Source organism: Cryobacterium tepidiphilum (genome assembly GCF_003716325.1).
Classification (GTDB): domain Bacteria; phylum Actinomycetota; class Actinomycetes; order Actinomycetales; family Microbacteriaceae; genus Cryobacterium; species Cryobacterium tepidiphilum.
Genome location: NZ_RDSR01000003.1, coordinates 23,546 through 44,414, shown reverse-complemented (window position 1 = coordinate 44,414; position 20,869 = coordinate 23,546). Strand labels below are relative to the sequence as shown.

General features: G+C 69.8%; 14 protein-coding genes. 8 read left to right on the top strand and 6 right to left on the bottom strand.

The genetic code is table 11. The annotated features are described in order from the left end of the window. Nucleotides 1-4 precede the first annotated feature (4 nt). Nucleotides 5-559 carry a DoxX family protein gene (locus tag EEJ31_RS02610; protein ID WP_123044739.1) on the top strand — a complete coding sequence of 185 codons (555 nt, stop codon included), beginning with the start codon at nt 5-7 and terminating at the stop codon, nt 557-559. A 117-nt stretch (nt 560-676) separates the two neighbouring features. Here EEJ31_RS02610 and EEJ31_RS02605 read toward each other — a convergent pair whose 3' ends face one another. Continuing rightward, entirely contained in the window at nt 677-4,798 is a 4,122-nt protein-coding gene (locus EEJ31_RS02605; RefSeq protein ID WP_158603880.1) for a lamin tail domain-containing protein, read from the bottom strand. A gap of 188 nt (nt 4,799-4,986) precedes the next feature. On the opposite strand from EEJ31_RS02605, the gene ligD reads away from it, so the two are divergent. After that, a complete protein-coding gene (ligD, locus tag EEJ31_RS02600) occupies nt 4,987-6,012 on the top strand; it encodes a non-homologous end-joining DNA ligase (protein WP_199727249.1) in 1,026 nt (341 codons plus the stop codon). Between the two features lie 4 nt (nt 6,013-6,016). On the opposite strand, the gene EEJ31_RS02595 is transcribed toward ligD, so the two are convergent. Continuing rightward, nucleotides 6,017-7,069, bottom strand: a complete 1,053-nt coding sequence (locus EEJ31_RS02595; RefSeq protein WP_123044737.1) for an ATP-dependent DNA ligase — start codon at nt 7,067-7,069, stop codon at nt 6,017-6,019. A gap of 189 nt (nt 7,070-7,258) precedes the next feature. Here EEJ31_RS02595 and glgX point away from each other — a divergent pair, with 189 nt between their 5' ends. The 4 genes from glgX (at nt 7,259) to EEJ31_RS02575 (ending at nt 14,951) form a co-directional block, all read left to right on the top strand. After that, nucleotides 7,259-9,628: a glycogen debranching protein GlgX gene (glgX, locus tag EEJ31_RS02590; protein WP_123044736.1), complete on the top strand. Its 2,370-nt coding sequence runs from the start codon at nt 7,259-7,261 to the stop codon at nt 9,626-9,628. 2 nt (nt 9,629-9,630) lie between these two features. Next, nucleotides 9,631-11,955 carry a malto-oligosyltrehalose synthase gene (gene treY, locus EEJ31_RS02585; RefSeq protein WP_123044735.1) on the top strand — a complete coding sequence of 775 codons (2,325 nt, stop codon included), beginning with the start codon at nt 9,631-9,633 and terminating at the stop codon, nt 11,953-11,955. A gap of 3 nt (nt 11,956-11,958) precedes the next feature. Next, nucleotides 11,959-13,722: a malto-oligosyltrehalose trehalohydrolase gene (treZ, locus tag EEJ31_RS02580; RefSeq protein ID WP_123044734.1), complete on the top strand. Its 1,764-nt coding sequence runs from the start codon at nt 11,959-11,961 to the stop codon at nt 13,720-13,722. Between the two features lie 338 nt (nt 13,723-14,060). Then, entirely contained in the window at nt 14,061-14,951 is an 891-nt protein-coding gene (locus tag EEJ31_RS02575) for an aggregation-promoting factor C-terminal-like domain-containing protein (RefSeq protein ID WP_123044733.1), read from the top strand. 137 nt (nt 14,952-15,088) lie between these two features. Here the strand turns inward: EEJ31_RS02575 and EEJ31_RS02570 are convergent, their stop codons facing one another. From EEJ31_RS02570 to EEJ31_RS02555, 4 genes are read right to left on the bottom strand one after another with little or no spacing between them, the layout of a single operon-like run. Beyond that, the gene (locus tag EEJ31_RS02570; RefSeq protein ID WP_123044732.1) at nt 15,089-15,487 is read right to left on the bottom strand and encodes a flagellar assembly protein FliW; all 399 of its coding nucleotides are present in this window, start codon (nt 15,485-15,487) and stop codon (nt 15,089-15,091) included. Beyond that, nucleotides 15,484-16,401, bottom strand: coding sequence for a flagellar hook-associated protein FlgL (gene flgL / locus EEJ31_RS02565; protein WP_123044731.1), 918 nt, complete (start codon nt 16,399-16,401; stop codon nt 15,484-15,486). Before flgL ends, EEJ31_RS02570 begins: the two co-directional genes overlap by 4 nt. A 3-nt stretch (nt 16,402-16,404) precedes the next feature. Beyond that, nucleotides 16,405-17,811 carry a flagellar hook-associated protein FlgK gene (gene flgK, locus EEJ31_RS02560; protein ID WP_123044730.1) on the bottom strand — a complete coding sequence of 469 codons (1,407 nt, stop codon included), beginning with the start codon at nt 17,809-17,811 and terminating at the stop codon, nt 16,405-16,407. 10 nt (nt 17,812-17,821) lie between these two features. Further along, nucleotides 17,822-18,307, bottom strand: coding sequence for a flagellar protein FlgN (locus tag EEJ31_RS02555; RefSeq protein ID WP_123044729.1), 486 nt, complete (start codon nt 18,305-18,307; stop codon nt 17,822-17,824). A 315-nt stretch (nt 18,308-18,622) separates the two neighbouring features. Here EEJ31_RS02555 and EEJ31_RS02550 point away from each other — a divergent pair, with 315 nt between their 5' ends. Both EEJ31_RS02550 and EEJ31_RS02545 read left to right on the top strand, forming a co-directional pair. Continuing rightward, on the top strand, nt 18,623-19,444 hold the full coding sequence (locus tag EEJ31_RS02550; RefSeq protein ID WP_123044860.1) for a sigma-70 family RNA polymerase sigma factor: 822 nt from the start codon (nt 18,623-18,625) through the stop codon (nt 19,442-19,444). 198 nt (nt 19,445-19,642) lie between these two features. Beyond that, a complete protein-coding gene (locus EEJ31_RS02545) occupies nt 19,643-20,830 on the top strand; it encodes a flagellin N-terminal helical domain-containing protein (RefSeq protein WP_123044728.1) in 1,188 nt (395 codons plus the stop codon). Nucleotides 20,831-20,869: the final 39 nt, after the last annotated feature.

The following is a 20,869-nucleotide window of genomic DNA, read 5'->3' as shown; positions in this document are numbered from 1 at the left end:
CCGCATGTCCGGAGAGAGCACCAGTCCTGCGGCCATCGCCGCGCAGACCCTGTTCCGTGTCGCGCTGGGCGCGGTCCTCGTCGCCCACGGCTCGCAGAAACTCTTCGGCTGGTTCGGCGGCGGCGGTGTCGAGGGGACGGCCAAGGGAATGCACGCCATGGGCTTCCGCCCCGCGAAGCCGAACGCGGTGCTCGCCGGCCTCGGCGAAGCCGGCTCGGGAGCCGCCCTCGCCCTCGGGCTGTGCACCCCCCTCGCCGGCGCCGGCGCGGCCACGACCATGAGCGTCGCAGCGAGCACCCACGTGCGGAACGGCTTCTTCGCTGCGGAAGGCGGGCTGGAATACCCGGCGGTCCTCGGCCTCGCTGCCGCGTCGTTCGCGGTGGGTGGGGCCGGCCGGGTGTCGCTCGACCACGTCACCGGTCACGTCCTCGACCGGCCGTGGCTGCGCGTCGTCGCGGTCGCGGCCATGCCCGTCGTGGTGGCCGTGCAGCTCTATCGCCGTCGGCTCGCCCTGGAAGCGACCGAGGCGGAGTCGGCCGCCGGGCTCGACGTCGCCTGAGCGCGGTCCCCGGAAGGGCAGGGCGCACACGAGGCGACGAGCAGCTCGCTGAGCTGCTCGTCGCCGTCTCGAGGTGCGTCCTGATCGTGTCCTCTCCTGTGAGTCGGCGTCCCCTGGCTACTTCGTGCTCGTGGCGGTGAGGTCGTCGAACGAGATGAGATTGGTGGGAGCGGCGCTGCGGCTGAGGTAGGTGTAGAGACCGATCGCTCCGGCCTTCTGCAGCGCTGCCGTCGAGTCGGTAGCGGTTGCCTGCCAGGCGGCCGGCTCGGCGGTGCCCGCCTTCCAGACCTTGGCCTGGATGGTGGTGGGCGCCGTGCCGGTGACCTGCAGCCGGTACGCGAGCTTGTCGCCCGTCGCGTAGCTCAGGCCCGGCACGCTGGCCGACCGGAGGATGGTGTCGGTGTTGCGCTGCAGCTGCAGGGTCACCGAGCCGGAGCTGCTGATGACCGCGCGGGCGCCGTAGCTGTCGCTGCCGACCTGGCGCCCGATGACACCCACGTACACACTGCTGCTGACCGGCCGGGTGAACCAGGCCGTTGCCCGCAGATCGGTGTCAGCGGAAGACACCGCGTTCAGGTAGGCGTAGCGATTGCTGCCGCCGGCCGCCGTGATCTTCGCCGCACCGTCGGACACGCCGTATGCCGACGCGGACCCCGCGACCGTCCACGCCCCACCGGTCTCGGCGCTGCCGAGGCCGCCGCTGGCGGTGCGCTCGAAGGTGTCCGTGGCGAGGTCGGTGCCGCCGGCCGGAGGCGGCGTCACGTCATCCGCCACGGTCACCGTGTGGCTTACCCGGTTCGTCGCTCCGGCGTCGTCGGTCACCGTCAGGGTGACGGTGTAGTCGCCGGCCGACGCATAGGTGTGACCGGCGGTCACGCCGGCCGCCGTGCCGCCGTCGCCGAAGGTCCAGGCGTACGAGCGGATGCTGCCATCCGCGTCGCTGGACGCCGCCCCCGTGACGTTCACGGCGAGCTTGTCGGTCGTGGAGGAGAACGCGGCCACCGGTGCCACGTTCGCCGGGGGCTCCGGCGTTCCGCCGCCTCCCGCGCCGTCGCCGGTGCCGGTGGCACTGAGGTCATCGAAGGAGATGGTGTTCGGGGTCGGGGCTGCGCTGCGGCTGAGGTAGCTGTAGAGGCCGATGCCACCCGCCTGCTGCAGGGCTGCCGTCGTATCGGTGACGATTGCCTGCCAGGCGGCCGGCTCGGCGGTGCCCGCCTTCCAGACCTTGGCCTGGATGGTCGTGGGCGCCGTGCCGGTGACCTGCAGGCGGAACGCCAGCTTGTCGCCCGTCGCGTAGCTCAGGCCCGGCACACTGGCCGACCGGAGAATGGTGTCGGTGTTGCGCTGCAGCTGCAGCGAGACCGATCCGGAGCTGCCGACCACGGCGCGGGCGCCGTAACTGTCGGTGCCCACCCTGCGCCCGATGACGCCGACGTAGGCGCTGCTGCTCGTCGGGCGGGTCAGCCAGGTCGTCGCCCGCAGATCGGTGTCGGTGGATGACACGCCGATCAGGTAGGCGAAACGGTTGCTGCCCCCGGGAACGCTGATCTTCGCGGCGCCGTCCGAGACGCTGTACGCGGAGGACGTTCCCGCGACGGTCCAGGCCCCACCGGTCTCAGCCGTGCCGAGGCCGCCGCTGCTGGTGCGCTCGAAGGTGTCCTTGGCGAGGGTGCCTGCCGGTGGCGGGGTGCCGCCGCCGTCTCCGGGGTCGCCACCGCCGTCACCCGGGTCGGCGCCGCCCGCCGTGTTCTCGAGGCCCGGCGTGCCGGCCGTCGTGGACGCGGCGCGCCAGTTGCTCGCCACCGAGTTGTCGGCGGTCGGTGACACGAGCTCCAGTGACGGACCGGTGCCGTCGGCCGCGACGGGCCACGGTGACGCGTCATCGAAGGCGACCGTGTCGACGACCCGGCTGCCCTGCTTGAGTTCCAGCGTCTCGCCACCGTTGCTCAGGGCGCCGTCGTATTCGCCCCCGACGAAGCGGTTCGCGCCGGTGTACGCGGAGCGGAAGGCAGTGTCGTTCTCCACGAACACCACCCGACCGCCGGCCGGGATGACGGTGCCCGCTTGCACGGTGAGGTCGATCGCGTCGATCGTCCACCCCGAGATGTCGACAGCCGTGCTGCCCGGATTGGCGAGCTCGATGAACTCCCCGCCGGTGCCGCCCGGGTTGTACTGGATCTCGTTGATCACCACCGACGCGCTCGCCGACTGGCTGGCGGGCACGGGCTTGCCGGAACCGGTGTTGTTCGCGATCACGCTGCGGCGGTCGGCGAGGCCGTCGAGGAATGCCGAGCGTGCCGACGATGGGGTGTAGCCGCCCCACTTCGCGCGGTCGAGGTTCCAGTCCGCACCGGTCTGCGCGGTGATGGCGTCCCATTCGGCCTCGTACTTGCCGGCCGGCAGGAACTCGTCGGCCAGCGTGCGCAGCCGGCGGAAGAACATCTCCTTGAACTCCGGGTAGGCGAGCATCGCCTGCGTGAAGTTGTTCGAGGTGTCCGGCGTGAGGAATTCGCCCTTGCCGTCACGGGACGGCGTGGTGAAGATCCAGTTGAGGTCCCAGTGCCACATCTCCCAGCGGCCGGTGTCGGCCGTGTCGCGGGCGAGCCACCAGTTGTAATAGCCGCTGTCCTGGTGACGGATGATCGAGTTGATCGCCATGTAGTTGATGAGCTCGGGAACGTTGACGTTCTGGTAGATCCAGGCCCGCTGCGCGGCGCTGGGGGAGGCGTCAACGGTGTTGGACAGGGTCCACACATCGGTGAAGTCCTCGTCCTCGCGGGTCTTCTTGTCGAGCCAGCCCGACGCCTCGAGCGCAGACGGGGAGCTCGTGCGACCCACGCTGCCGGCGTCGCCCTTGTAGATCGCCCAGTCCTCGACGCCCTGGTCCTTGCGCCATTCGCCGTCCTCGGTCTCCATGATTCGAGTGAGGCCCCAGAACGCGCCATTGCGCTGGGTGCGCACGGGGATGATGTTCAGCGCCCGGGCGCCGGCGTCCTTCACGGTGTCCCAGCCGACGTCGGTGAAGTTGTGCGAGTAGTTCTGCAGTGCGAACTCGTCGAGCGCGTACGGCAGCTTGCCGCCGAGGTCGAAGGTGTATCCCTTCGGGAGTTCGACCTTCCAGTTGACCTTCGGGTCGGTGCGCGAGGAGTTGCCGCGCACGTTCATGAGCACGCCGTCGATGACCTGGCCGTCGTACGCCCAGACCGCGTCGCCCTGGACGTCGTCTTCCCGGTGGTTGGCGAGGATGTCGTTGTACACCGCGTCATCCATGAACCATTCGATGATCGGGATCGTGCTCGTCACGTTCGGGTCGCGTACGACGAGGCCGCGGTAGTGGGCGGAGTCGCCCTCAGCCGGCTCGGAATACGAGGTGCCGTTCACGCGCGCTTCGATGCGGTAGCGGATGAGCTTGCCGGCGGACTGGGCGGGGATCGTGGCGGCGTAGACCCCGTCGCCGGCTCCGCCGGGGCTCGCGGCGTCGTCGCGGAACGGGATCGCCACGTCGTTGCCGAACGTGACCTTGTAGGTGAGGGAGGCATCCGAACCCGCCGCGAGCCGGGCGGAGACGACGACGGCCTGCCCGGCGGCCGGGCGTGCCGGCGTCGCCGTCAGATCGGTCACGGTCGGCGTGGCCGGCGCGGGTGTGGTGCCTTCGACGGAGTTCTTCGCGCGCGGCGTGCCCCCGTTCAGCAGGCTGGCGCCCCAGTTCTCGGGCTGCTCGTTGTCGGCGGCGAGGTCGCGAAGCTCCAGGGTGGGCCCGGTGCCGTCGGGTGAGGTGGGCCACGGGGCCGTGTCGGCGTAGGTGACGGTGTCGACCGTGGCCAGGTTGGCGTCAACGAGGGTGACGGCCTCGGAGCTGTTCTTCAGGTCCCCGCCGTACACGGCGTCGGGTGCGAAGCCGTTGGTGGCGGTGAACTGGGCCGCGTCTCTGGCCACGACGAAGCGTGCGCCCGGTGCGACGACACTGCCGGCCGGCAGGGTTCCGGAGACGCCCGCCGTGAACGACCACCCCGACATGTCGACGGATGTCGTGCCCGCGTTCGTGAGTTCGAGGAAGTCATCGGTGTCGAGGTCGGAACCGGCATGGTAGTTCAGCTCGGAGATGACGATACCGCCGGTGGCGGCGTGGGCGGGGGACGCCTCGATGGTGACGAGCACTCCGGCCATGGTCAGGAATGCCGTGACGAATGCCAGGCTGCGACGATGGAGGACGGGCACTCGAGGGTGTGCGTGAGCCATGGTATTCCTTGGAACGAAGGTGGATGCCCACGGGTGGGTGGCCACGGGCGTCCGCGTTGCTCGGGTACAACGCGATGCAATCATATCGATCCCGGGGCCCTCACCCGCTACCCCCGAATGGGGGTATTTCTAAGGAAAGCTCGTCAAATCTGAGTGTGCGCTGGGGGAGCGCCGGGTAGGTTGTGGGTATGGCCAGCGACGCGCACATGCTCTCCGTACCCGGACCGCACGGCGAACGGGTGGTGCGCATCTCCAGCCCGGGGCGCGTGCTGTGGCCGGACCTCGGGATCACCAAGCTGGACCTCGCCCGCTACCTGGTGGCGGTGGGGGAGGCGTTCGTGCGCGCGAACGGCGACCGACCGCTGGCACTGCAGCGCTTTCCCGGCGGCATCGAGGGAGAGGAGTTCTTCTCGAAGAACCCGCCGAAGGGGGCGCCCGACTTCATGCGCGCGGTGACGGTGCGCTACCCGAGCGCGCGGACGCATCCGCAGCTGGTCATCGACGAACCGGCCGGCGCGGTCTGGGCCGCCCAGATGAACACGGTCGTCTTCCATCCGTGGGCCTCGCGGGCCGAGAACTCCGACAATCCCGACCAATTGCGCATCGACCTCGACCCGCAGCCCGGCACGGGGTTCGCCGAGGCCGTGCCCGCGGCGCTCGAGTTGCGGAGCGTGCTCGCGGAGGCGGGGCTCACGGCGTTCATCAAGACCTCCGGCAACCGGGGACTCCACGTGTTCGCCCCGATCGAGCCGACCCACGAGTTCCTCGATGTGCGGCACGCCGTGATCGGCGCCGCCCGGGAGCTGGAGCGCCGCATGCCGAAGGCGGTCACCACCGCGTGGTGGAAAGAGGAGCGCGGTGAGCGTGTGTTCGTGGACTTCAATCAGGCCAACCGGGACCGCACGATGGCGGGCGCGTACAGCCCGCGGGCCCTGCCGCACGCCCCCGTGTCGTGCCCGCTCGCCTGGGAGGAGCTGGAGACGACCGACCCCGCCTCATTCACGGTGCTCACCATTCCGGAGCGCCTGCGCAGCGTCGGGGACCCGTGGGCCGACATGCACGCCCGCCCCGGGTCGATCAGCGAGCTGCTCGGATGGTGGGAGCGCGACCTCGCGGCCGGACTCGGAGAGCTGCCCTTCCCGCCGGACTACCCGAAGATGCCCGGTGAGCCGCCGCGCGTGCAGCCGAGTCGCGCACGCAAGACGGAGGACTGACGCGTCAGACCATCACGTCGCTCAGGTCGTAGGCGACCGGCCGTTCCAGCTGGTCGAACGTGCACGAGCGGGCGTCACGGTCGGGGCGCCACCGGTCGAACTGCACCGTGTGCCTGAACCTCGATCCCTCCATCTGGTCGTAACGCACCTCGGCCACCCGGGTCGGCTCCAACCGAACGAAGGAGGTGTCCTTGCCGGAGGAGAACCGGCTGCGATCCGTCTCGCCATGCACGGCGTCGCCCGACTCGTCACGCACCACGAGGGGTGCCAGCTCGGTCACCAGTTCCTTCCTCCGCTTGTCGGTGAAGGCGGAGGCACCGCCCACGTTCTGCAGGGCGCCGTCGCGGTCGTAGAGACCGAGGAGCAGCGACCCGACACCGCTCCCGCTGGCGTGCACGCGGTAACCGAGCACCACGACATCCGCGGTTCGGTGGTGCTTCGCCTTCAGCATCACCCGTTTGCCCGGCGTGTACAGGGCATCCAGCGGCTTCGCGACGACGCCGTCGAGCCCAGCGCCCTCGAACTCGACCAGCCAGCGGCGCGCGAGCTCCGCATCCGTCGTCAGCTGGCTCAGGTGGACGGGATGGCCGAGCCCGCCGGCCAGCGCCTCGAGCCTGGCACGGCGCTCCCGGAAGGACCGGTCGAGCCACGAGCCGCCGGCGTCGCCGAGCAGGTCGAATGCGACGAACATCGCGGGCGTCTCGGCCGCGAGCTTGCGGATGCGGCTCTCGGCCGGGTGGATGCGCTGGGTGAGGACCTCCCAGTCGAGCCGCTCGGCGCCGGGCGCCCCGGTTCGCGCCACGATCTCGCCGTCGAGCACGCAGGGCCCGGGAAGAAGGCGCGTGAACGCCTCGACGAGCTCGGGGAAGTACCGCGTGAGGGCCTTGGAACCGCGACTGCCGATCTCGACGTCCTTCCCGTCGAAGAAGACGATGGCCCGGAAGCCGTCCCACTTGGGCTCGTAGCCAAGCCCCCCGGAGACGCTCCCCGGCTCGGGGACGGCGGGCACCGCCTTGGCGAGCATGGGCGAGACCGGTGGCTGCGGTGAAATCTCCATGACCCGATCCTTCCGCGCCGGGAGCCGCGGCGACAGGGGGTGACCGGTGAAGCAGGTGCGCCCGCTCCTGGCAATCCTCCCCGTGCCCCTGACCGGTCGGGGACATTCACGGCAGAATGGCCGAGGGGGACCCTGGTCTGGGGCCTCTCCAACCCGACGATCGACGATTGCTTGAATGCAAGGAGTGGCATGGAATCCTGGCCGGGAACAGCGCATCCGCTGGGCGCAACCTACGACGGGAGCGGCACCAACTTCTCGATCTTCAGCGAACCGGCTGAGAAGGTGGAGCTGTGCCTGTTCGATGCGGACGGCACCGAGACCCGGATCACCATGCGGGAGGTGGAGGCCTTCATCTGGCACTGCTACCTGCCGGAGGTGCAGCCGGGGCAGCGGTACGGCTACCGCATCCACGGGCAGTACGACCCGGCGAACGGCCAGCGGGCCAACCCCAACAAGCTGCTGCTCGACCCGTACGCGAAGGCGACCTGCGGCACGAACGACTGGAGCCAGGCGCTCTTCGCGTACAACTTCGGCGACCCGGACTCCCGCAACGACGAGGACTCCGCCGCGCACACGATGCTGAGCGTGGTGGTGAACCCGTTCTTCGACTGGGCCAGCGACCGTCATCCGCGCACCCCGTACGCGCAGAGCATCATCTACGAGGCCCACGTGAAGGGCCTGACCGAACTCAACGACGCCGTTCCGGAGCAACAGCGTGGCACCTACGCCGGGGTGGCGCATCCCTCGGTGATCGAGCACCTGCAGAAGCTGGGCGTGACGGCGATCGAGCTGATGCCGGTGCACCAGTTCGTGCAGGACTCGACGCTCGCCGACAAGGGACTCAGCAACTACTGGGGCTACAACACCATCGGCTTCTTCGCCCCGCACAGCGCGTACGCGTCCACCGGCGAGGACGGCCAGCAGGTGCAGGAGTTCAAGGGCATGGTCCGCAGCCTCCACGCGGCGGGCATCGAGGTCATCCTCGACGTCGTGTACAACCACACGGCCGAGGGCAACCACCTGGGCCCGACGCTCTCGTTCAAGGGCATCGACAATGAGGCGTACTACCGCCTCGAAGAGAACGACAAGCGGTACTACACCGACTACACCGGCACCGGGAACACGCTGAACGTGCGGCATCCGCACGTGCTGCAGCTCATCATGGACTCGCTGCGCTACTGGGTGACCGAGATGCACGTCGACGGTTTCCGCTTCGACCTGGCGTCGACGCTGGCCCGCGACCTGTACGACGTCGACCGGCTCTCCACCTTCTTCGAGCTCGTGCAGCAGGATCCGATCGTGTCGCAGGTGAAGCTCATCGCGGAGCCGTGGGACGTCGGACCCGGCGGCTACCAGGTGGGCAACTTTCCGCCACAGTGGACGGAGTGGAACGGCAAGTACCGTGACACCGTGCGCGACTTCTGGCGCGGTGAACCGTCGACGCTCGGCGAGTTCGCCTCCCGCATCACGGGCTCGGCCGACCTGTACGAGCACTCCGGCCGGTTCCCGGTCGCGTCGATCAACTTCGTCACCGCACACGACGGCTTCACCATGCGCGACCTCGTCTCGTACAACGAGAAGCACAACGACGCCAACGGCGAGGACAACAACGACGGCGAGTCGTTCAACCGGTCGTGGAACTCCGGTGCCGAAGGCGACACCGACGACCCGACGGTGCTCGCCCTGCGAGCCCGGCAGCAGCGCAACTTCCTGGCCACCCTGCTCCTGTCGCAGGGCGTCCCGATGATCCTGCACGGCGACGAGCTGGGCCGCACGCAGGGCGGTAACAACAACGGCTACGCCCAGGACAACGAGATCACCTGGGTGCACTGGGACCAGGCCGACCTGCCGCTGGTGGAGTTCACGGCCGCGGTCGCGAGGCTCCGCACCGAGCACCCCGTGTTCCGGCGCCGGTTGTTCTTCAACGGGCGCCCGGTGCGCCGCGGCGAAGGCGAGCCGCTGCCCGACATCGCCTGGCTGAACCGCGACGGCGAGGCCATGCAGGAAGAGGACTGGGACGCCAACCTCGCCCGCACCGTCGGTATGTTCCTGAACGGGAATGGGATCCGCGAACGTGACGCCCGCGGGGAATATATCGTCGACGTGAACTTCCTGGTGTATTTCAACGCGGATGCCGAGGACGCCGACTGCACGCTGCCGCCGGCGGAGTACTCGGAGCAGTGGGAGGTCGTCATCGACACGGCGGGGGCCCAGACGGACTCGCCTCCGCACGACGCCGGGTCCGTGCTGCCCGTGCAGGCGCGCTCCCTCATCGTGCTGCGCGCCTACACGAAGCCCGCGGCCGAGCCGGACCATTCCGTCGCCGCTTCGCTGGCCGGGCTCTCGAGCGCGCAGGCGCTGCCGGTGCCCGGAGCCGAGCACGAGCAGGCGCCGCGTTCGCCCTCCCAGACGGCGAACGCGGCGGACGAGGCCGCCGCGTCGACAGAGACGGGTGCGACGCCCGACGGCGCACAGCCCAAGGCGAAACCGGATGTGAAGACGGGCGCGAAGCCGGATGCGAAGACGGATGCGAAGCCGGATGCGGGGGAGGAGTCCTAGCCATGCGCATCCCGGTGTCGACCTACCGCCTGCAGATCCGCGCCTCATTCGACCTCGACCAGGCGGCCGGCGTCATCGACTACATCGCCGCACTCGGCGCCGACTGGCTGTACCTCTCGCCGCTGCTGACCGCCGAGGACGGCTCCGACCACGGCTACGACGTGATCGACCACTCCGAGGTCGACCCCACCCGGGGCGGCGACGAGGCCCTGGTGCGCTTCTCGGGCGCCGCCCGGGAAGCCGGCCGCGGCATCCTCGTCGACATCGTCCCGAACCACGTGGGCGTGGCCACGCCCGTCACCAACGCGTGGTGGTGGGACCTGCTCAGCCACGGGCAGCGGTCGCGCTACGCGGAGGCGTTCGACGTGGACTGGGCGGCGGGCAACGGCAGGATACGCATCCCCGTGCTCGGTGACGGCGACGATGAACTCGGCGCGCTCACGATCGCCGGCGACGAGCTGCGCTACTACGACAACCGGTTCCCGATCGCCCCCGGCACCGCCGACGACGGCGCCGACGCGCGCACCGTGCACGGCAGGCAGAACTACGAGCTGGTCAACTGGCGCCGCGCCGACGCCGAGCTGAACTATCGCCGGTTCTTCGCGGTGAACTCGCTCGCCGGCATCCGGGTGGAGGTGCCCTGGGTGTTCGCGGAATCGCACGCGGCGATCGCGCGCTGGGTGCAGGACGGTCTGGTCGACGGCCTGCGGGTCGACCACCCCGACGGCCTCGCCGACCCCGGCGGATACCTCGACGCGCTGCAGCAGGCCACCGGCGGCACCTATGTGCTCGTCGAGAAGATCCTGGAGGGTGACGAACCGCTGCCGCCGAGCTGGGCGACCGCCGGCACGACCGGGTACGACGCGCTCGGCGACATCGACCGCGTCCTCGTCGACCCGGCCGGCCGGCATCCGCTCGACGCCCTCGAGGTGAGCCTGCAGGGCGCCCGCGTGCCCATCGACGAGCTCTGGCCCGAGATCGTGCACGACAACAAGCGGCGCATCGCCGACGGCATCCTGCGCTCGGAGGTGCTGCGCCTGGCCCGGCTGGTTCCCTGGATCCCCGCCGCCGCCGACGCCATCGCCGAACTCATCGCCTGCTTCCCGGTGTACCGGTCGTACCTGCCGTTCGGCCGCGAGTACCTCCGCGAGGCGGCCGAGCGGGCGTGCGCGCGCCGCCCGGAGCTGGCCGACACAGTGAACGCGCTGCTCACCGTGCTGGCCGACCCGGAGCAGCTTGTGGCGATCCGGTTCCAGCAGACCTCGGGCATGGTGATGGCGAAAGGGGTGGAGGACACCTCGTTCTACCAGTTCAGCCGGTTGACGTCGCTGAACGAGGTCGGGGGAGAGCCCGGCGAGTTCTGCATCGACGTAAACGAGTTCCACGATCGCCAGCAACGGCGGCAGGGCGCGCTGCCCGCCTCGATGACCACCCTCTCCACCCACGACACCAAACGCGGCGAAGACGTGCGCACCCGCATCTCGGTCATCGCCGAGATTCCCGCCGAGTGGGAGGAGACGCTGGCCCGGTTGCGGGAGGCGCAGCCGCTCGGAGACGCGGTGTTCGAGAACCTGCTCTGGCAGGCGGTCATCGGGGCGTGGCCGGCGTCGCGCGATCGCCTGCACGGCTACGCCGAGAAGGCCGCCCGGGAGGCGGGCACGTCCACGACCTGGACGGCGCCGGACGAGCCGTTCGAGCAGCGGATGCACGCCCTCATCGACGCGGCCTTCGACGACGAGCAGGTGAACGGCCTCGTGACGGCGTTCGTCAACCGGGTGGCGCAGCCCGGCTGGTCGAACAGCCTGTCGGCGAAGCTCCTGCAGCTGACCGCACCGGGCGTTCCCGACGTGTACCAGGGCAGCGAACTCTGGGAGACCTCGCTCGTCGACCCCGACAACCGCCGCCTTGTCGACTTCGGCGTCCGCCGCGAGTTCCTCGCGCGCGTCGACGACGGATGGCTGCCGCCCGTCGATGAGACCGGTGCGGCCAAACTGCTGGTCACCTCCCGGGCCCTCCGGGTGCGCCGTGACCACCCGGAGTGGTTCACCCGCTACCAGGGCGTCCCGGCGTACGGCCCTGGGGCGCAGCACGTGGTGGCCTTCGACCGCGGCGGCGCGGTGACCGTCGCCACCCGGCTGCCGGTCGGTCTCGCGGCCGCCGGCGGATGGCGCGACACGACCATCGTGCTCGCCGGCCATCCGCTGCGCGACGCCGTCACGGGCCGCCGGTACGACGGCGGCACCGTTCGCGTCGCCGACCTGCTCCACGAGTACCCCGTGGCGCTCCTCGTGCCCGACCACGCGGCATCCGTTGCCGGGGAGGACTAGACCATGACGCCCCACGACCGACCGTTCACCGTCTGGGCGCCGCGCGCCTCCCGGGTCGACCTGGTGCTCACCGACGGCAACCACGCGCTGGTGGCGGCCGGCGACGGCTGGTGGGAGCCGGCGGCCGGCACGCTGCCGGAGCCCGCAGATGACGTCGACTACGGGTTCCTCCTCGACGGCGAAGGCCCGTTCCCCGACCCCCGGTCCCGCCGCCAGCCGCGCGGCGTCCATGAGCTCTCCCGTCGTTACGACCACTCGCGCCACGCCTGGGGCGATGGTGCGTGGACGGGACGCCAACTGCCCGGCGGCGTGATCTACGAGCTGCACATCGGCACGTTCACGCCCGAGGGCACCTTCGACGCCGCGATCGGCCGGCTCGGCCACCTGCGCGCCCTGGGGGTCGACTTCGTCGAGGTCCTCCCCGTCAACGACTTCAACGGCACCCACAACTGGGGTTACGACGGCGTGCTCTGGTACGCCGTGCACGAGGGCTACGGCGGCCCGGAGGGGTACCAGCGCTTCGTCGACGCCTGCCACCAGGCGGGGATCGGCGTCATCCAGGACGTCGTGTACAACCATCTCGGACCGAGCGGAAACTACCTGCCGATGTTCGGGCCGTACCTGACCGACGGGCCCGGCAACACCTGGGGCTCCTCGGTGAACCTCGACGGCCCGGGATCCGACACGGTGCGCCGGTACATCATCGACAACGCGCTCATGTGGCTGGGCGACTACCGCGTCGACGGGCTGCGCCTCGACGCCGTGCACGCGCTCGTCGATCACCGCGCCGTGCACCTGCTCGAGGAGCTGGCCAGCGAGGTCGCCGCACTCAGCGCCCACGCCGGCCGTCCGCTGACCCTGATCGCGGAGTCGGACCTGAACGACCCGCGGCTCATCACGCCCAGGGAGGCGCACGGCTACGGGCTCGACGCGCAGTGGAGCGACGACTTCCACCACGGCGTGCACGTCGCCCTCACCGGGGAGACCACCGGGTACTATGCCGACTTCGAGCCGTTGTCGGCGCTCGCAAAGGTGCTCACCGAGGGCTTCTTCCACAACGGCACCTTCTCCAGCTTCCGGGGCCGCGTGCACGGCCGGCCGATCGACACCGCTCGGATGCCCACGTGGCGCCTGGTCGTGGCCGGCCAGAACCACGACCAGATCGGCAACCGGGCGGTGGGCGACCGCCTCACCGCGCAGCTCGACTCCGGCCAGCTGGGGATCGCGGCGGCCCTCACCCTCCTCGGCCCCTTCACGCCCATGCTGTTCATGGGGGAGGAATGGGGCGCCTCGACGCCCTGGCAATTCTTCACGTCGCATCCCGAGCCCGAGCTCGGCACGGCGACGGCCCAGGGCCGCATCGCGGAGTTCGAACGCATGGGCTGGGACCCGAATGTGGTGCCCGACCCGCAAGACCCAGCGACTTTTCAGGATTCGAAGCTCGACTGGGCCGAATCGGCCGAGGGTGAGCATGCACGATTGCTGCAGCTCTACCGCGACCTCATCGGTCTGCGGCGCAGGCATCCGGACCTCACCGACCCGCGCTTCGACCGCGCCTCGGTGCGCTTCGACGACGAGGCACGGTGGCTCGTCCTCGATCGCGGCGACACATCCATTGTGTTCAATCTTGGTCCTGACCAGCAGAAACTCCCCGCATTCGGCGCGACCGAGCTGCTCTTCTTCGCGACCGATCCCCACGCCCGGCCGAGCTTCGCCCCCGGCACGGTGACCCTGCCACCGCACGCCCTCCTGGTCCTCGGGCCCTGAGCGCCGGTGACCGGTTTCTGCGGCGATCGGCGCGGCGATTGCGCCAGGAACCGGTCACTCGCCGCCGTCCTGAACCGGGCCGCGGCGGCGCGGGAGGCGCATTTTTACACGAGATGCTCAGGTTCAGCGGATGCTTTCGTCAGGTTTCGGGCGCAGCATGGGGCTGCATTTCGCGCAAAAACGATCGACCACGGTGGATCTGCGCTCGGAGCCGCACGGTTTCGAATAAACCCGAATAACGACCGTTACCGTCGCGTGACCGCTTGGATCGCACTCCCCGTGAAGCCGGGACGTGCGTCGCGTTCCGATGCGGCGGAATAAGCATTGGACACCATTTCTTGAATCTACGACGCATCTTCTCGCGCGCCTCGCTGGGGACCGCCACCGCGGCCTCCGCCGCCGCGATCCTCATCGCCACCCAGTTCACCGCCCAGGCCAACCTGCACGCCGAGAGCGTCGCCGAGACGGCCGCCCTCAGTCACACCTCGGGCTTCAAGCACGAGCAGCTGAACGCGTACCCCGTCATCGCGAAGGCCCAGGCCGACAAGGGCGCCGAGATCACCATCAAGAGGGCCAACCAGGTGATCGCCGCCACCAAGCACAAGGTGGATGCGAAGCCGCTGGCCTCGTCGGTCGCCTCGCTCTCCAACTACTCCAGCCTGTCCGCCTACACGGTGCGCTCGCTCACCGAGAAGACCCAGGACGCCACCAAGAAGGTGCAGGCCGCGGCCAAGGAAGCGGACCGCAAGGCGGCCGTGGCCAAGGCCAAGGCGGAAGCTGCGGCCAAGGCGAAGGCGGAAGCCGAAGCCCGCGCGGCCGAGGAAGCGGCGGCCGCCGAGGCCGCTGCCGAGCAGGAGTCGTCCAGCGACTCCTCCAGCGGCTCCTCCAGCGACTACTCAGCCCCGCCGGCCTCGTCGGTGAGCTCGGGCGACGCCCGCTCCATCGCCCGTTCCATGGCCTCGTCGCAGTACGGCTGGGGCGACGACCAGTTCCAGTGCCTCAACTCCCTGTGGGAGCGCGAGTCCGGCTGGAGCGTCTCGGCCTACAACGCCTCGAGCGGCGCCACCGGCATCCCGCAGGCCCTTCCCGGCAACAAGATGGCCAGCTACGGCTCCGACTGGCAGACGAACCCTGCCACGCAGATCGCCTGGGGCCTGAACTACATCAGCGGCTCCTACGGCACGCCCTGCGCCGCCTGGGGCCACTCCGAGTCGGTCGGCTGGTACTGAGCCGGCACTGCTCTCGCTGTTCGCACTCCGATACGCGGGTCCAACGCCGTTGCGCGGGCTGAATTCAGCCCGCGCAACGGCGTTCGGCCCGCGTTCGGCGTTTAGCGGATGCGGGGGAGCGAGCGCGTGGGCCGGCTTCAGGCAGCAGGCGCCGCGAGCGATGCGCGCAGCGGGAAGTCCTGGTCGTCGAGGATCACCTGGGCGCAGATGCCGAGCCGCGTGTTCACCACGATGGGCGCCATGAGGTTCACCGAGGTGCCGCCCTCGCCGGGGTTCGCGACCACAAGCACGAGCGCGTCGTCGGGCGAGGTGAGCCCGAGCGCCTGCACCTGCTCGTCGGAGATGACCGGCTGGTAGTCCGGCAGGTACACGCCGGCGTCCAGCACGAACAGTCGGGTGCGGGGACTCGCCTGGGACTGCAGACCGAACAACCCGGCGGCGCCGGCGATGGGCTGCAGTGCGAAGTCGACCAGCGGTTCCAGCCCGGGCGGCGGCGTGACGAATGCGAGCGCGGCGCTCCCTGTGGCGACGCTCATCGCAGGAAGTCCATGAGCGTCGGCTGCAGCACGCGCGCCGTGACGGCGAGGGCGGACTGGTAGGTCACTTCCTGGGTCTTCAGGTCGAGGATCACCTGCGAGAGATCGATGTCTTCGACGCCTGCCCGCTGAGCCTCGAGGGAGCCCTTCTGCTCCATCAGGAGACCCTCCGCTCGCTCGATCTGATTCTGCCGGGCGCCGACCTGGGCCTGCTGACCGGCAATAGTCTTCATGTGCGCGTCGAGCGCTGTCAAGTTCGTGGCGACGTTCACCGGTCCGCCGGGATTCGTGCCCCGCAGCTCGGAGGCGATCTTCGCGACCAGCGCGAACACCGAGTCGTCCGTGCCGGCGGTCGTGTCGGCCTGGCCGAAGACGGCGGCGCCGTCGATGTCGACCCGCACGGTGGAACCGGGACCGATGCGCCGTTCCACGGTGGCGCCGGCGACGCCGTTGAACGTGTGGTCGCCGTTGAAGGCCGCGCCCGCACCGGTGGTGCCGGCGAAGACGTTCCGCCCGAGGTACGTGGTGTTCGCCTGGGCGAGCAACTCCTCGCCGAGGCCGTCGAGCTCGGCGGCGATGGCGTCCTTCGCCGTCTGCGACAGCGCGCCGTCGTTCGCGCCCTGCACGGTGAGGTCACGCACCCGGCGCAGGAGCGAGTTCGTCGACGACAGCGCCGAGTCGATCGTGGTGAGCCATCCGTTGCCGTTGTCGGCATTGCGGCTGTACTGCTCGACGGCCCGCTGGTCGGCGCGCACCTTCAACGAGTCGGCCGTGGCGGCCGGGTCGTCGGAGGGGCGGTTGATGGCCTTGTGCGACATGGCCTGCTCCTGCAGCTTGTGCAGCTGGGCCATGTTCGCCTGCAGGTTGCGCTGCGCCGACCGCATCGAGGTCTGGCTGGTGACTCGGGTGATCATGGCTTACCTTCCGACAAGTCCGGTGTGATTGATCAGGGTGTCGAGCATCTCGTCGACGGCCGTCATGACGCGTGCGGCCCCCTGGTAGGCGTGCTGGAACATCAGCATGTTGACGTTCTCCTCGTCGAGGTCGACGCCCGAGTTGGCCAGCTGGCGATCGACAGCGGATGTCGCGGCGAGGTCGGCCAGCGAGGCGGTCTGCAGTTCCGACTTGGTAGCGACACCGATGCTCGTGACGAACGACGCCCAGGTGCGGTTGGGGGAGTCGGCGGTCGCGCCGAGCTGCGCGATCGCGTCGGCGACCCCGCCGTCCTGGCTGCCCGACGCGGGGTCGCCCGTCGCGATCCCCGAGGCATCCGTTGGGATGACGCTGAGGCCGAGAGCGGCAGGCAGGGCGGCGTCGAGCCCGAAGAACGCCAGGCCCGTCGCTCCCGTGGTGCTCACTCCGCCCTGGTGGATGGCGTTGACCTGGCCGGCGAGTTGCGTGGCGAAGTCGTTGTACGACGCCGCCGCCTGGGCGAGCGGTCCCGACGCGGCGAGCAGCGACAGCCCGCCGGCGATCTCGCCGCCGTCGATGGCGACCGGTGTGCCGGGGGAGCTGGCCCACTGCAGGCGAACCGGCGCGGCGCCGGCCTGGTCCATGCGGCTGGAGCCGGTAACGGTGAGGCGCTGGGCGGTGGTCCCTGAGACGAGCAGATTCCCTCCGACCAGGACATCGACGGTGCCGTCGGGGCGCTCCTGCAGCGCCCCGCCCGTGAGCGATGCGATGGTGGTCGTGAGGGTGCCCCGCTGGTCGAGCAGCTCGTTCACGTTGCCGCCGGAGGCGAGGGTCGAGCGGATCTGGCCGTTCAGCTCCGCCACGCGGCTCGCGACGTTGTTGAGCTCGTCGACATGACCGGAGAGGTCGGCCCGCACCTCTGACCACTGGCTGTCGACGGCCTGATAGCCGGAGGCGATCTGGGTCACGAGCACGCCCGCCTGGCTGAGCACCAGTCCCGACTGCGCCGACTCGCCGGGCGCGTTCGACAGGTCCTGCCACGCCGCCCAGAACTCCTGCAGCTGCGTGGACAAGCCGTTCTCGCCCGGCTCGTGCAGGGAGGTCTCCAGGCTGCTGAGCGCGTTGGCGCGCACGGCGGTGTACCCGGACGTGCCCGCCGTGGACCGCACCTGCGCGTCGAGGTTGGCGCTGCCGAGCCGTTCGATCCCGTCGACCGAGACGCCCTGGCCCACGCGCACGCCGCCGGTGAACATGCCCATCTGGGCGGAGCCGCCGATCGCGGAGGTCGTCACACGCTGCCGGGTGTACCCGTCGGTGTTGGCGTTCGCGATGTTCTGCCCGACCACGTCGAGGCCCTGCCTCGCCGCGACCAGCCCGGAGTATGCGGTGCTGAGGCCGCCGAAAGTGCTCACGTCATCGCCCTCACAGACTCTGGTCGAAGAGGCGGGCGTTGGGCACGGAGCCCCCCGACGCGCCGCGGGCGTCATAGGTGTGGGCGTCCTGGCCGACGCCGGCGAGCGTCTCCTGCGTGGACCGGGCGGCGGCGCGGAGGAACTGCTCGTTGACGTCGCGGAGACTCTTGATCTGGCTGGTGAGCGACGTCATGGCAGTCAGGTGGGCGCCGAAGATCTCGCGCCACGGCCCCTCGGGCGCGCGCTCCACGACGTCGCGCAGCGTTCCGTCCTCCGGCGTGTCCCACTCGCGTGCCAGTGCCGCGACCTCGACCGAGCGGCCGAGGCCTGCTTCCCGCAGCCGTCCCATGACCTGCTCGACCTCCTGGGTCGCGTGCTGAAGCCAGCGGGTCTTGCCCGACATCAGCAGCAGCTGTTCCTCCTCGAGCTTGAAAATAAGCAGCTCGAGCAACTCCCGTTCGCGCCACAGCAGCGACGACAGTTCGTTCGCGCCCACGTCTCCTCCAAGCTCTTGGTTTGCACATACCGGCGGTATGGTCACCTCTTCCGTCGACTATCGGTCGCGGGGAGGGCGGGGTTAGCTGTGAAAAGCATCCATGCACCCCAAACGGGTTGCATTGTCCGCATAAATGCCGACAGACGATGCCCTGAACTGGGGGTATGGCGCCCCCCGGCGGCGCTCGATCCATCGTTAGCGTGAGATTCGAGGCGAAAACTTCACCTCGATAAAGCGTCATCGAGCTTCAGCCTCACCGCGTGCACCCGAAGATACGCAGAATTGTCCGCCTGTAAGCCTCTCCGGGAGTCAGTGGTGAATCGGTCAGAACGCAACGCGCTCGTGCTCGAGAACCTGCCCCTCGTCGGGTATCTGGTGTCAGAGGTCTGGTCCAAGGCCCGGCACCTCTCCCGTGACGACCTCGCCTCGGCCGGCGCGCTGGCGCTGGTGACCGCGGCGGATGCCTTCAATCCCGATTTCGGCGTTCCGTTCGGCGCGTTCGCGAGGCGTCGCATCATCGGCGCCTTCGCCGACGAGATGCGCTCCAACGACTGGGCGAGCCGCTCCACCAGGCGCCGCATCAAAGAGACCGTCGCCGTGCAGGAGACGCTGTCGGCCGCCCTCGGCCGCGCGCCCTCGATCGATGAGATCGCAACCGCACTCGGCGTCGACCGCGAGACCGCCGCCGCGGGCCTCGCCGACGCCTCCCGCGTGCTCACGACCCTCGACGAGACGACAGCGGAATTCCTGGTGGCCGACACGGTCCTGCCCGACGAGGCGGTGCTCATCGCCGAGCGCCTGAGCTTCCTCCGCGCCGCCGTCGCCGCGCTGCCGGAGAAGATGCGCCACGTGGTCGAGCAGGTGTACATCCACGACCGCTCCGTGAAGGAGATCGCCGCGGAGCTCGGCACCACGCACTCCGCGGTCTCGCAGCAGCGAGCCGAAGCCATCCGTCTGCTTCGCGACGGCATGGGAACCCACTACGCCGACGACTCCGACATCGAACACGTGCTGGAGTCCCGGATCGCGCCGGCCAGCCGCAGCGCCTACCTGGCCCGCCTGGCCGACCACGCCGCGCACGGTGTCACCCGCACGCTGCACCAGCGCGCCACCGCCACCAGCCCCGCCGCCTCCTGACGTGCAGTACTACTCCGAGTTTCGCTGGTTGAACGCCGCTACGCGGGCTGAATTCAACCCGCGCAGCGGCGTTCAACCCGCGCGGGGCGAAATGGACGGGCCCCACACCTAACGGGGGCGCGGCGGCTGCCGATAGCTCACAGTGCCGGCCCACGGATGGGTAGGCGCACCAACACCCAGATCACGGAGGAATTCACCATGGGTATGCAGATCAACACCAACATTGCGGCGCTCAACTCGTACCGCAACCTGTCGGGAACGCAGAACGACCTGTCGAAGTCGCTGGAGAAGCTTTCCAGCGGCCTCCGCATCAACCGCGCCGCGGATGACGCAGCAGGCCTGGCGATCTCGGAGGGACTGCGTTCGCAGGTCAGCGGCCTGAACGTCGCCGCCCGCAACGCGCAGGACGGCATCTCGGTCATCCAGACCGCTGAAGGCTCGCTCACCGAGGTGCACTCCATCCTGCACCGCATGCGCGACCTCGCCGTGCAGGCCGGTAACGACTCGAACAACGCCGACTCGCGCGCTGCGATCAGCACCGAGGCCAAGGCCCTCACCGACGAGCTGGCCCGCATCAGCGACTCCACGAACTTCAACGGCATCCAGCTGCTTGACGGTTCGCAGTCGTCGCTGAAGTTCCAGGTCGGCGCCGACGGCGACGCCAGCAGCCAGATCGCGGTCGACCTCAGCGGCGCCAACGTCGCAGCTGTCGCCACCGCGCTCAACAGCGGCTCGACCACGGCGACCGGTTCGTCGTTCGCCACCACGCTCGCCTCGCTCACCACCGCAGCGGCAACGTTCGAGAGCACCACGGCCGCCGGCGTGACCACCTCGGTCACCACCGGCACGCTGGCGGACACCGCCGACGGCAGTGCCGCAGGGTTCCAGAGCGTGGACGAGTACGCCACCGCGCTGCGTTCGGACGCCGCCTTCTCCGCCAACTTCTCGGTCTCCGTGACCAAGGACGCGAACGGTGCGGGCACCGGCATCGTCGTGACGGCCCTCGACGGCGGAACGGTCGACACCGCGACCGCTCCGGCAGCGGGCCTTGCCACCGGTGGGTCGACGGGCGCGACCGTCACGGGCGTCAAGTTCGACACCGCGGCGAACGCTCAGGCGGCCATCAAGGTCCTCGACCAGCAGATCACCAACATCTCGACCGCTCGCGCCACCCTCGGTGCCGCTCAGAACCGGTTCGAGTCGGCGATCAAGAGCCTGAGCGTCTCGAAGGAGAACCTCACCGCTGCCGAGTCGCGCATCCGCGACACCGACATGGCCGAGGAAATGGTCAAGTTCACCCGGGCGAACGTCCTGTCGCAGGCCGGCACGGCCATGCTCGCGCAGGCGAACCAGTCCAACCAGGGTGTGCTGCAGCTCCTCCGCTAAGCGGAGCGGCTGAGCCCACCGGGCACCTGACGGTGAGCA